The organism is Bradyrhizobium sp., from assembly GCF_035652035.1.
Taxonomy (GTDB): Bacteria; Pseudomonadota; Alphaproteobacteria; order Rhizobiales; family Xanthobacteraceae; genus Bradyrhizobium.
Genome location: NZ_DASREO010000107.1, coordinates 15,924 through 27,196 on the forward strand (window position 1 = coordinate 15,924; position 11,273 = coordinate 27,196).

12 protein-coding genes and 1 pseudogene are annotated in these 11,273 nt (G+C 62.5%); 6 read left to right on the forward strand and 7 right to left on the reverse strand.

Annotated elements, in window-relative coordinates; genetic code table 11:
* Positions 1-15 precede the first annotated feature (15 nt).
* From VFB05_RS30500 to VFB05_RS30510, 3 genes are all read right to left on the reverse strand, one after another.
* Complete coding sequence (locus VFB05_RS30500) at positions 16-348, reverse strand: GIY-YIG nuclease family protein (protein WP_325019604.1); 333 nt, start codon at positions 346-348, stop codon at positions 16-18.
* Between the two features lie 223 nt (positions 349-571).
* Positions 572-1,027: a cupin domain-containing protein gene (locus tag VFB05_RS30505; RefSeq protein ID WP_325019606.1), complete on the reverse strand. Its 456-nt coding sequence runs from the start codon at positions 1,025-1,027 to the stop codon at positions 572-574.
* A gap of 20 nt (positions 1,028-1,047) precedes the next feature.
* Entirely contained in the window at positions 1,048-2,223 is a 1,176-nt protein-coding gene (locus VFB05_RS30510) for an ABC transporter substrate-binding protein (protein ID WP_325019608.1), read from the reverse strand.
* 328 nt (positions 2,224-2,551) lie between these two features.
* Between VFB05_RS30510 and VFB05_RS30515 the strand changes: the two genes are divergently transcribed.
* From VFB05_RS30515 to VFB05_RS30530, 4 genes are all read left to right on the forward strand, one after another.
* The gene (locus VFB05_RS30515; protein ID WP_325019610.1) at positions 2,552-3,043 is read left to right on the forward strand and encodes a MarR family transcriptional regulator; all 492 of its coding nucleotides are present in this window, start codon (positions 2,552-2,554) and stop codon (positions 3,041-3,043) included.
* 8 nt (positions 3,044-3,051) lie between these two features.
* Entirely contained in the window at positions 3,052-3,879 is an 828-nt protein-coding gene (locus VFB05_RS30520; RefSeq protein ID WP_325019612.1) for an alpha/beta hydrolase, read from the forward strand.
* Between the two features lie 92 nt (positions 3,880-3,971).
* Positions 3,972-5,654: a benzoate-CoA ligase family protein gene (locus tag VFB05_RS30525; protein WP_325019614.1), complete on the forward strand. Its 1,683-nt coding sequence runs from the start codon at positions 3,972-3,974 to the stop codon at positions 5,652-5,654.
* A gap of 5 nt (positions 5,655-5,659) precedes the next feature.
* Positions 5,660-6,109, forward strand: a complete 450-nt coding sequence (locus VFB05_RS30530; RefSeq protein WP_325019616.1) for a RidA family protein — start codon at positions 5,660-5,662, stop codon at positions 6,107-6,109.
* A 133-nt stretch (positions 6,110-6,242) separates the two neighbouring features.
* Here the strand turns inward: VFB05_RS30530 and VFB05_RS30535 are convergent, their stop codons facing one another.
* A complete protein-coding gene (locus VFB05_RS30535) occupies positions 6,243-7,094 on the reverse strand; it encodes a CHAD domain-containing protein (RefSeq protein ID WP_325019618.1) in 852 nt (283 codons plus the stop codon).
* Positions 7,095-7,359: 265 nt separating this feature from the next.
* Here VFB05_RS30535 and VFB05_RS30540 point away from each other — a divergent pair, with 265 nt between their 5' ends.
* Together VFB05_RS30540 and VFB05_RS30545 are read left to right on the forward strand one after the other, a co-directional pair.
* Positions 7,360-8,085, forward strand: coding sequence for a Crp/Fnr family transcriptional regulator (locus VFB05_RS30540; RefSeq protein ID WP_325019620.1), 726 nt, complete (start codon positions 7,360-7,362; stop codon positions 8,083-8,085).
* Between the two features lie 98 nt (positions 8,086-8,183).
* Positions 8,184-8,435: a hypothetical protein gene (locus VFB05_RS30545; RefSeq protein ID WP_325019622.1), complete on the forward strand. Its 252-nt coding sequence runs from the start codon at positions 8,184-8,186 to the stop codon at positions 8,433-8,435.
* A gap of 247 nt (positions 8,436-8,682) precedes the next feature.
* Here the strand turns inward: VFB05_RS30545 and VFB05_RS30550 are convergent, their stop codons facing one another.
* The 3 genes and pseudogenes from VFB05_RS30550 to VFB05_RS30560 all read right to left on the reverse strand — a co-directional run.
* Positions 8,683-10,164 carry an ATP-binding cassette domain-containing protein gene (locus tag VFB05_RS30550; RefSeq protein WP_325019624.1) on the reverse strand — a complete coding sequence of 494 codons (1,482 nt, stop codon included), beginning with the start codon at positions 10,162-10,164 and terminating at the stop codon, positions 8,683-8,685.
* Positions 10,164-11,090, reverse strand: a complete 927-nt coding sequence (locus VFB05_RS30555; protein ID WP_325019626.1) for a branched-chain amino acid ABC transporter permease — start codon at positions 11,088-11,090, stop codon at positions 10,164-10,166. The genes VFB05_RS30550 and VFB05_RS30555 overlap by 1 nt, the downstream gene beginning before the upstream one ends.
* 2 nt (positions 11,091-11,092) lie before the next feature.
* A pseudogene (locus tag VFB05_RS30560) lies at positions 11,093-11,273 on the reverse strand (branched-chain amino acid ABC transporter permease); the annotation flags it as partial.

Sequence of the window (11,273 nt, forward strand, 5' to 3'; positions counted from 1 at the left end):
CCGCTTGCGCCGACCTCATCCTGAGGAGGCCGCGAAGCGGCCGTCTCGAAGGATGATCTGAGGATCGCCGCTTCGCCAAAGTCTGAAGCTTGTCGAAGTCGCCACGGATGAAGCGAGCTTCTTTGCCCGGGTCCATCCTTTAAGCTTTCTTTCGGCCGCAATGGCGTCCGTTATCTGGTCAAACCATTCGGAAAAGATCAATTCGACCGGACGCCGCGAGTGAGCACATCCGGCAAACGAGCCAGCATTATGCTGGGCAATTCTGGACTCTAGAGAGGCTCGCGTCGTGCCGACGTAGAGGGTGTCGTCACTGCACTTGACGACATAGAGATAAGCTCCGTCCGACATTCCGGGCCTTCATCCTTCGAGACGCGACCAAGAGGTCGCTCCTCAGCGATGAGGGGAAGGAGATGTCTGTCAAGCGCCTCTAACGCCCGGCCTCATGGTTCGAGACGGCGCAAGGGCGCCTCCTCACCATGAGGGTCTGGGAGAATGGACATCCGGCGGATATCTAGTCCTCATCCTGAGGAGCGGCCGTTAGGCCGCGTCTCGAAGGATGAGGCCGTCGCCCTCACGCCCCCGGGGGCGGGGGCAGGAAGTGGATGTTGTGTTCGGCGGCGAGCGCCACCACGGCTTCCGGGTTCTGTTCCTTCATGTTGTGGATGCCCCAAAACAGGTCGTAGAGCTTCTGCGTCGGTGACACCCAGAACAGCACCTTCACCACCTGATCGGACTTGTTGAAGATGCCGTGCGGAATGCCCATGCCGAGCCGGATCGTGTCGCCTGCCGTCGCCTGCGCATCCGAGCCCGCGAGCATGAAGTCGAGCTTGCCCTCCAGCATGTAGAGATATTCGTCCTGGTCGGGATGGATGTGCGGCGGCACGAAGGTGCCGGGCGGGAAGGTCGCATGCCATGAGAAGCAATGGTCGGTGCGGTTCTTCGGCACATAGGTCTGGCCGAGAATATTCCAGGAAATGCCCTGGATGCCCTCATTGGCGCGGGTGATGCCGGTGATCTCGCTCGTCATGCGTCGTTCTCTCCCTTTACCTAGTTGCCCGGCGTGCATTCCTTGGCGTAGCGGTCGCCGTAATTCTCGAACACCTTCTGCACGATCTCGGTCTCGAACTTGCCGTCGGGGCGCTTGGCCACTTTCGTCAAGTAGAAGTCCTGGATCGGATAGCCGTTGACGTTGAACTTGAAGTTGCCGCGTAGCGACTTGAAATCCGCTTTCTTCAGCGCTGCCGCGACCGCGTCTTTATTGGCAAGGTCGCCCTTGACCGCCTTCACCGCGCTGTTGATCAGGAGCGCGGTGTCATAGCCCTGCATGGCGTAGGTGCCTGGCACGCCGTTGTAGGCCGCTTCATAGCCGGCGACGAATTTCTTGCTCTGGGGATTGTTGAGGTCCGGCGCCCAGTCCGCGCCGCCGAACATGCCGACCGCGGCATCCTGCTGCGCCGGAAGCGTCGATTCATCGACGGTGAAGGCCGACAGCACCGGGATCTGGTCGGCAAGGCCGGCCTGGCGATATTGCTTGACGAGGCTGACGCCCATGCCGCCCGGCATGAAGGTGAAGACGGCATCGGGCTTCTGCGAGGCGATCTTGGAAAGTTCGACCTGAAAGTCGAGCGTGCCGAGCGGCACGTAGCTTTCCTCGGTGATCTCGCCCTTGTAGTCGAGCTTGAAGCCGGCCGCGGAATCCTTGCCGGCCTGATAGTTCGGCACCATCACATAGACGCGCTTGTAGCCGCGATCCTGCGCCACCTTGCCGAGGATCTCGTGCACCTGATCGTTCTGGTACGAGGTGACATAGAAGAACGGGCTGCAGGCCTTGCCGGCATAGCTCGATGGGCCGGCATTCGGCGAGATCAGGAAAGTCTTGTTGTCGATGACCGGGCGGTGAATCGCCAAAAGGATGTTGGAGAAGATCGGACCCACGACGAAATCGACCTTGTCGCGTTCAAGCAGGCCTTTGACCTTGGTGACGGCGGCATCGGGCTTCAGTTCGTCGTCGGCGACGATTACCTCGACGTCGCGGCCGCCCATCTTGCCGCCGAAATCCTTCACCGCGAGATTGAAGCCGTCGCGGACCTGCGCTCCCAGCGCGGCCGCCGGACCCGAAAGGGTGACGATCAGGCCGATTTTGAGTTTTTCCTGGGCATTGGCGGGGCTTGCGAAGGCCGCAGCGGCGGCCGCGATCGCAGCCCATTTTGTCAGATGACGCATAACTGATCTCCCCTCGATTGCCGGCATCGCGGCATTTTTCGCCAGCTTATGCCGATGATGGCGGCGGCGGCAAGCGACGACCGCATCCATAGGTCTTTCTAGCTAGACTGCGACGTCAGCATGCCAAAACGTCACCATTCCGAAACGTCTACATGCAAAGGCTGCGCCAATTGTTTGAAACCTAAAGAAATTTGCAAAACCTGCCGAACGAGCTGTGCCGCCGCGCGTTTTGACTTGAAGTGGCGTATCAATTACTTGAAGGTCAAAAGATCGGACGGAAGCGGTGCAGCGTCGGTCAACGTCAGGCGCCGGACGGGCAGGTTGTAGCATGATCCTCGATTCCGAGACCAAGGCGGTCGAACTTCCCGGCGAGCACGGCGACGAGCTGCGGCTTTGGCTGCGGCTTCTGACCTGCACGACCCTGATCGAAGGCGAGGTGCGAAGCCGCCTGCGCGAGCGCTTCGACGTCACGCTGCCGCGCTTCGACCTGATGGCCCAGCTCGACAAGGTGCCGGAAGGGATGACGCTCTCGGACGTCTCCAAGCGCATGATGGTCTCTAACGGCAATGTCACAGGCCTCGTCGAGCGGCTGGTCGAATCCGGCCATCTCGACCGTAGGACGTCGGCGAGCGATCGCCGCGTGCAGGTGATCCGGCTGACCAAGGCCGGCCGCGCCGAATTCCGCAAGATGGCGGCGGAGCACGAAAACTGGATCGCCGATATCTTTTCCGATCTGTCGCCGAAAGACGTGCGCGAGTTGATGCGGCTGCTCGCCAAGACCAAGGCGTCGGCGCAGAAATCCGCGCAGAGCAGGAGTTAGATTTTCCCGTGTCCGACGTCGACTACGAGGTCGAATATAACAACCGGGCACGGGTTCCGGAAAATCCGGCGCTGATGGCAGGTTGGGCAAGCGACGCGGCCGCCTATCGTGAAACGCATGCGCCGCGCCGGATCGCTTACGGGCCGGGCCCGCGCCATGTCATCGATGTCTTTGCGGGCCAGGATGATGGCAATGTCGAAGCGCCGCTCGCCGTCTTCATTCACGGCGGCTACTGGCAGGCGCTGGACGGATCGTGGTTCAGCCACATGGCGCGCGGGCTCAACGCGCATGGCATCAGCGTCGCGGTCCCGACCTATGATCTCTGCCCGCAGGTGTCGGTCGCCGACATCATCATGCAGATGCGCGAGGCGATGCGTGAACTGGCGAAGCTGTCGGATCGGCTTGTCGTCAGCGGGCACTCCGCCGGCGGGCACCTTGCCGCCTGCATGCTGGCGACCGACTGGAAGGCCTATGACGCTTCCTTGCCGCCAAATCTTGTAAGCTGCGCCTACGCGATCTCTGGCCTGTTCGAACTCGAGCCGCTGGTTCCGACCTCCATCAACAAGGCGCTGCGGCTCGACCAGGCGACGGCCCGCGCGACGAGCCCGCTGTTCTGGCAGCCGCCGATGTCTGGCAGCCTGGATGCGGTCGTGGGCGAAGCGGAAAGCGCGGAATATCACCGCCAAAGCCGAAGCATTGTGGAAGTCTGGGGCGATGCCGGTGTTATCACGCAATATGGCACGGTACCTGCCGCCAATCACTTCACCGCCATTGCACCGCTCGCCGATCCTGCCTCGTCGATGACCCTGCGGCTGAAGGAACTGGCAGGGCGCTAGTTCCCGCAAAAGGCCGCCGCAAGCCCACTTGCGCAAAATTGTTTTAAGTATAAAATGATTTCCAGCCATCCCGAAACCGGGAGACGACGGAAATGTCAGGTCGAATTGTCCCATCGCTTGGCCCATCGGGTCACGTCGATGATTTTGCCCGGCGAAACTTGCCACCCTTCGAGCTGTGGCCGGATATCCTGCTCGACCGCAGCGAGTTTCAGTATCCGGACTATCTCAATGCCGGCGTCGAACTCACCGATCGCATGGTTGAGAAGGGCTTTGGCGATCACACCGCGCTGATCGGCAACGGGCGCCAGCGCACCTATAAGGAACTCTCCGACTGGTCGAACCGCCTGGCGCATGCGCTGGTGGAGAATTACGGCGTCAAGCCGGGCAATCGCGTGCTGATCCGTTCGGGAAACAATCCGGCGCTGGTTGCGGCCTGGCTCGCTGCGACCAAGGCCGGCGCGGTGGTCGTCAACACCATGCCGCTGCTTCGCGCCGGCGAACTAAGCAAAATCGTCGACAAGGCCGAGATCTCGCTGGCGCTGACCGACAGCCGCACTGCCGATGAGCTCGTGGCCTGCGCGAAAACCAGCCGTTTTCTGAAGCAGGTCGTCAATTTCGACGGCACGTCGAACCACGACGCCGAACTCGATCGCGTGGCGCTCAGCAAGCCGGTGCGTTTCGAGGCGGTCAAGACCGGCCGCGACGATGTCGCGCTGCTCGGATTCACTTCGGGCACCACGGGCGAGCCGAAGGCGACGATGCATTTCCATCGCGATCTCCTGATGATCGCGGACGGCTACGCGAAGGAAATTTTGGGCGTTACGCCGGACGACGTGTTCGTCGGCTCGCCGCCACTTGCCTTTACGTTCGGGCTCGGGGGGCTTGCAATCTTTCCGCTGCGCTTCGGCGCCACCGCGACGCTGCTTGAAAACGCTTCGCCTCCCGAAATGGTCAAGATCATCGAAACCTATAAGGCGACGATCTGCTTCACCTCGCCGACCGCCTATCGCGCGATGATGAACGCGATCGACCAGGGCGCGGATCTATCGTCGCTGCGGCTTGCGGTCTCCGCAGGTGAAACCTTGCCGGCGCCGGTGTTCGAGAGCTGGACCAAGAAAACCGGCAAGACCATTCTGGACGGCATCGGCTCGACCGAGATGCTGCATATCTTCATCTCCAACCACGTCGGCAGCGCGGCAGCGGGTTCGACCGGCACGCCGGTCACCGGCTATGAGGCGAAGATCGTCGACGACGACATGAACGAATTGCCGGCGGGCGCGATCGGCAAGCTCGCGGTGCGCGGGCCGACCGGTTGCCGCTATCTCGCCGACGCGCGTCAGACCAATTACGTGCGCGACGGCTGGAACATGACCGGCGATTCCTTCACCCGTGACGAACACGGCCGCTTCTCGTTCGTGGCGCGCTCCGACGACATGATCATTTCATCCGGCTACAACATCGCCGGGCCCGAGGTCGAGGCCGCGCTGCTCAGCCATCCCGGCGTCGCCGAATGCGGCGTGGTCGGTGCGCCGGACGAAGCGCGCGGCATGATCGTCAAGGCCTATGTGGTGCTGACGGCAAAGGCTGTCGCGTGCGATGCGCTGACGTCCGAGCTGCAGGAGCACGTCAAGCAGGCGATCGCGCCGTACAAGTATCCGCGCGCGATCGAATATGTCGCGCAATTGCCGAAGACCGGAACCGGCAAGCTGCAGCGCTTTGCACTCCGGCAGATCGCGCAAGGCAAAAGCGCGTCGCCGGGCGTGGCGGCCGAATAGGAGCAATGTCAGTGAACCCTTCGAAAGGTCAGGCCTCCGCCGTTCGCTCCGAAAACGACGCGGGTGTCCGGATTCTGCAGCCGAGCGGCTGGCCGATGCCGAAAGGCTACGCCAATGGCATGACTGCCGAAGGGCGTGTCGTCGTGACCGGCGGCGTCATCGGCTGGGACGTTAACGGCCATTTGCCTTCCGACTTCCTCGCGCAGGTGCGCCAGACCTTGCGCAATATCGCCGACATTTTGGCCGAAGGCGGCGCGGGGCCGGAGCATCTGGTGCGCCTGACCTGGTACGTCGTCGATATGGACGAATATCTGTCGAGCCTGAAGGCGCTCGGGCAGATCTATCGCGAGATTTTCGGCGCGCATTATCCGGCGATGGCGCTGGTGCAGGTCGTGCGGCTCGTCGAGAAGGCGGCGAGGGTCGAGATCGAGGCGACGGCCGTCGTGCCGCGCTAGTATCCTCGGTCGCACGGCCTCACGGTTCGAGACGCCGCGTCGCGGCTCCTCACCATGAGGGTCTAGAGTGAGCCGCAAATTGCGGCCTCATCCCGAGGAGGCGCAAAGCGCCGTCTCGAGGGATGCCGTTGACTCAACCCTCCGCATCCTTCACAGCCTTAAGCCCGGCGAGATCGTCATAGGCATTGACGGCCTTTCGCAGCAGGCGCTTCTTTTGCCTCGCGTCGAGCAAAAGATCGCTGTCCTCCACCTTGTTTTCGCCTAGCGCAGCCGCGAGCGAGCGGCGCCGTTTGTCGTCGTTCAACTGGCCAAGCGACTTCTGCGCCTTGCGGAGCAGCTTTATGGTCGCAAGCTGCGCCGGCTTCTCGCCGGTGGGGCTAAGCTTTTCCGCCGCCTCGATCGCGTAATTGAGCCGCTTGTTGGCGAGCCGCAGGCGATGGCGTTTTCCCGCGCCCACGTCCTTGAGCCGGCGGCTCTTCTTCAAGAGCTTCTTGCGCCACTTCTGCAATTTTTCGGCGCAGTATTCGCTGGCAGACCGCGCGCGCCGCTCAGTAGCCTTTTGCGTCCGCTTGCGCGACCAGTCGCCGTCGTCGATCCATCTGACGAGGTCGCGGATCAGCCGGCGATACCGCGCCGAGCGCAGCGCGCGGGTCAAATGCCGCTGGCAGGCGGCGCGTTCCTGTTTCCAGGCGCGATCGTGGATGCCACCCGGCTGCTTGATCTTCGCCAGCCGCTCCAGCGCGACGTCGAGATCGCGCACGATGCCGAGATGCGCATGCAGCCATTTCAGCTCCGCGGCCAGCCGCATCTCGTCGTCGCCTTCAATCATGGGCGAGAACAAGGCAATCGTGGCACGCAGCCGGGTCAAGGCGACACGCATGACGTGCAGGGCCTCGGCTTCGCCCGCAGCCGTATCCTTATGCTGGGCTCTCAACTGATCGACATAGTAGGTCGCCGCAGTTCGGAAGGCTGCCTCGCAGGTCATCGTGGGGTGAAGCGGCGGGGGCTGCTTTAGCGAAGCTTTAACTATGGCGGTCGCGGTCATGGTAACAGGGTGCCCGGCCACTTTCGCATTGACAACAGGGCTTGTTCCCAAGCCTGCTTTGCGGCAGTACTCTAAAAAATTCCCAGAATCCTAGTATGGGACAAAGTTTTTTCCGGCTGCCACGATGCTGCCCCTGGCCGGACGATTGAATGGCCGTTGGCAGGGGTGTCACGGCGGCTTTCGTACCCGGAGAACTGGTAGGCCCGTGCCCCAGGACAAGACCATCGAACCCCGGCAGATGTCGGGCAAGCTGGCGGTGCTGCGCAAGCACCCGATTTTCTGCGACCTCGACGCGGAGGCGTTCGAACAGCTTTGCCGCTATGCCAAGCCTGCGACACTCAAGCGCGGGGCGACCATCGTCTCCAAGGGCGATCCCGGCAACAGCCTGATTGCGGTGATATCCGGCACTGTGAAAATCAGCATTTCCTCGCCCGACGGGCGCAACGCGATTCTCAATCTGATCGGTCCCGGCGAGATCTTCGGCGAGGTCGCCGTTCTTGATGGTCAGGCACGAACCGCCGACGCCATCGCCAACAGCAATTGCGAGATCTTCGTAATCGACCGCCGCGAATTCCTCCCCTTCGTGAAGAGCCAGCCCGCGCTCGCCATGAAATTCATCGAACTGCTATGTGCCCGGCTGCGCTGGACCTCCGACCAGGTCGAAGAGGTCATCCTGCGGGATCTGCCGGGGCGCCTCGCCAGCGCGCTGATCCGTCTCACCGACCGCCACAAGGCAGCATCGGACAGCCGCACCATCGCGGTGACCCAGCAGGAAATCAGCGAGATGGTCGGCATGTCGCGCGAAAGCATCAACAAGCAGCTGCGCGCCTGGGCCTCCCGCAACTGGGTGCGCCTCGAGCATGGCGCCATCGTCGTGCTCGACCTTGCACCGTTGCAGGAAATCGCGGGCGCGGGCGCCGAGGACATCTGATTTGCGGCCGTGCCCGGCCAGTGTGAACCAGGTCACACATATCTGACGCGCATCGAGTTAGGGTTTGCGTGGGGGACAACCTCGAAGTGGAGGCACCCATGCACGCTCCGTACGACAAGTCGCGTCACAGCTATCGCGCCGAACCGAAGAGCGGCGTTGGATTTTTCATCCTGCCCGCCATCCTTGCGTTTGCGCTGATCGCGTTCGTCATCGCTTACCCGAAGTCGTCGATCTGGATATCGCAAGCCGTCGATGCGGAGTTTGTCGGTGGCGGCATTGCAGGCGGCGCGCCGGTCGAGACGGCGCAGCCGGGCATGACGATGCCGATGCGAACCGTCCACGCTCATTGAGGCGGCGCATAGCGTTTTCGAGCGAAGTGGGTCCTAGTGCGGCGAATTTGAAGTTCCTATTGGCGTCGCCGCAAGTTCGTCATAGGAACCTCAAATTCGAAGCCGCACTAGAAACAAACAAGTTGCTAGAGCTCCTTTGATTCCGAAGTTCGCATCGGAGGTCACCGCGATGGCTTGCGAACTTCGGAACCGGAGCTCTAGTTCGCGTAAAGAAAACGCGTCAATACAGAAGACGCCGCGCTTGCCTTCAGAGATATCCTTCGCCGGCTTCCGCGGCGAAGCGGCCAGGATCGCCTTCCCAGACGATCCGCGCATGTTCGAGCACATAGACGCGGTCGGCATGCGGAAGCGCAAAGGTCACGTTCTGCTCGCCCAATAGCACCGTGATGTCGGTGGTCTGGCGCAATCGCTCCAGCGCCTTGGACAGCGTCTCCAGAATGACAGGCGCAAGCCCCAGCGTCGGCTCGTCGAGAATGAGAATCTTGGGCTGCATCATCAGCGCGCGTCCGATCGCGAGCATCTGCTGCTCGCCGCCCGAGAGCGTCTGGGCGAGCTGGCCCTGACGCTCTTTCAGGATCGGGAATAGCTCGAACAGCCAGGCGAGTTGCTTGGCGCGATCGTCGTCGGAGAGGTGCTGGCCGCCAAGGTCGAGATTTTCCCGCACCGTCATCTCGCCGAACAATTCCCGCGATTCCGGACATTGCACGATGCCACTGCGCGCGATCTTCGCCGGACTCGTGCCGCGCAGCTTTTCGCCGTCGCGCACGATCTCGCCTGAATACGGCAGGAAGCCGGAGATGGTGTTGAACAGCGTGGTCTTGCCGGCACCGTTGAGGCCGACGATCGAGACGAATTCGCCGTGGTGCACGTGGATCGACACGTCCTGAAGCGCCTGCGCCTTGCCGTAGAACACGCTGACGTTTTCGACCTGCAGCAGCGGCTCCTTGTCCTTGAACGAAGTCTCGGGCCGTGCCGAAGTCTCGATCGCGCCGCCGAGATAGACGCGCCGCACGGTCTCGTTGCGCATGACTTCGTCGGCGCGGCCAGTGACGATCTTCTCGCCGAGATACATTGCAAGCACGCGGTCGACCAGCGCCGCCACGCTCTTGACGTTGTGGTCGACCAGCAGCACCGCGCGGCCTTCGTCACGGAAACTTCTGATCAGTTCGGAGAAGGTGCCGACTTCGGCAAGCGTCAGCCCTGCAAATGGCTCATCGACCAGCACCACCTTGGGATCGCGCGCGATGGCTTTTGCAAGTTCGAGCCGCCGCAAGTCCGCAAAGGGCAGGGTGGGCGGACGGCGATCCATCACCGAGCCGAGGCCGACGCGATTGGCGATCCACTTGGCGCGCTCGGTCAGCGCCTTGTCCGGAAACAGCATGAAGAGTGAGTCCGGCAGCAGCGCCACCATGATGTTTTCAAGCACCGTCTGCCGGTTGAGCGGCCGCGAGTGCTGGAACACCATGCCAAAGCCCTTGCGCGCGATCTTGTGCGCCGGGAGCCCTGCGACGTCCTCGCCCTGGAACAACACCGTGCCGGCGGTCGGACGCTCGATCCCCATGATCGATTTCATCGCGGTCGATTTGCCGGAACCGTTGGGGCCGATCAGGCCGAAGATCTCGCCGGCATGAACCTCGAGATCGAGGTTCTTCACTGCGGTGAGGCCGCCGAAACGCTTGGTGAGGCCGCGGACTTCGAGGACGGGAGGATGGTTGGTCGTTGCATCCATTATTGGCGCCCCTCATGCGAAAGGGCAGCGCCGAGGAAGCCGCCGGGGAAGAACAGCACGACCAGAAGCGCGACCGCCGAGACGATGAAGGTCGCAAGCTCGCCGGTCGGGCGCAGGAATTCGCCGGCGACGATCAGGAAGATCGCGCCCAGCGCCGCGCCCAGCACGGTGCGCCGTCCGCCCAGCACAGCGGCCACGATCACGTTCACGCCGACCGCGATGTCGACGACCGTTCCGACCGAGGCGGTGCCGAAGTAAAACACCAAAAGCGCGCCGGACAGGCCGGAGAAAAACGCCGAGACGATGAAGGCGGCGAGCTTGTGCTTGACGATGTTGAAGCCGAGCGCGCCGGCCTGAACGGGATCCTGGCCGCTCGCCTGCAACACAAGTCCGATCGGCGATTGCGCCAGGCCATAGAGAATCAGCGCGCTGATGGTCATGAAGCCGAGCGCGATCCAGTAATTCGCACCGGCGTTGATGGTGATGACATCGGGAATCGTCAGCCCGATTTCGCCGCCGGTGAGATCAGCGAACACGACGACGAAGTTTTGCAGCATCAACACGGCAACGAGCGTGGTGAGGCCGAAATAGGGACCGCGCACGCGCAAGGCCGGCAGCGCCAGCACAACGCCGGCGACGACGGAAGCGAGCGCGCCGAGCACGATGCAGACATAGACCGACCAGCCGGTCTGCGCGTTCAGAATGCCGGCGGTATAGGCGCCGACGCCGATCAGGAAGGTCGGGCCGAAATTGACCTCGCCCGCAAAGCCGAACAGGAGGTCCCATGCCATCGCGAACACGCCGAAATAATAGGCGACGGTGAGAAGCCCGAGCACATAGCCGGAGACGTAGAGCGGCAGGGTTGCTGCGATCGCAACCACCGCGATGGAGATCAGGAACAGCCGTGATTTGAAGAAGTCGCCCATGCTCAGCGCCTCCCGAGCAGGCCTTGCGGCCGAACATACATGACTGCGACCAGGAGCAGCAGCGCCGGGATGGTGCGATAGGCCGGTGAAATCAGATAGGCGGTGACGGTCTCGAGATAGCCGACCACGAAGGCCGCGATCAGCGAGCCGGACACGCTGCCGAGGCCTCCCAGCACCACGATC

What these genes read in the sequence shown, in the direction of transcription:
- VFB05_RS30500 (WP_325019604.1), bottom strand. Translation starts at nt 348, where the DNA reads ATGTCGGACGGAGCTTATCTCTATGTCGTCAAGTGCAGTGACGACACC.
- VFB05_RS30505 (WP_325019606.1), bottom strand. Translation starts at nt 1,027, where the DNA reads ATGACGAGCGAGATCACCGGCATCACCCGCGCCAATGAGGGCATCCAG.
- VFB05_RS30510 (WP_325019608.1), bottom strand. Translation starts at nt 2,223, where the DNA reads ATGCGTCATCTGACAAAATGGGCTGCGATCGCGGCCGCCGCTGCGGCC.
- VFB05_RS30515 (WP_325019610.1), top strand. Translation starts at nt 2,552, where the DNA reads ATGATCCTCGATTCCGAGACCAAGGCGGTCGAACTTCCCGGCGAGCAC.
- VFB05_RS30525 (WP_325019614.1), top strand. Translation starts at nt 3,972, where the DNA reads ATGTCAGGTCGAATTGTCCCATCGCTTGGCCCATCGGGTCACGTCGAT.
- VFB05_RS30530 (WP_325019616.1), top strand. Translation starts at nt 5,660, where the DNA reads ATGTCAGTGAACCCTTCGAAAGGTCAGGCCTCCGCCGTTCGCTCCGAA.
- VFB05_RS30535 (WP_325019618.1), bottom strand. Translation starts at nt 7,094, where the DNA reads ATGACCTGCGAGGCAGCCTTCCGAACTGCGGCGACCTACTATGTCGAT.
- VFB05_RS30545 (WP_325019622.1), top strand. Translation starts at nt 8,184, where the DNA reads ATGCACGCTCCGTACGACAAGTCGCGTCACAGCTATCGCGCCGAACCG.
- VFB05_RS30550 (WP_325019624.1), bottom strand. Translation starts at nt 10,164, where the DNA reads ATGGATGCAACGACCAACCATCCTCCCGTCCTCGAAGTCCGCGGCCTC.
- VFB05_RS30555 (WP_325019626.1), bottom strand. Translation starts at nt 11,090, where the DNA reads ATGGGCGACTTCTTCAAATCACGGCTGTTCCTGATCTCCATCGCGGTG.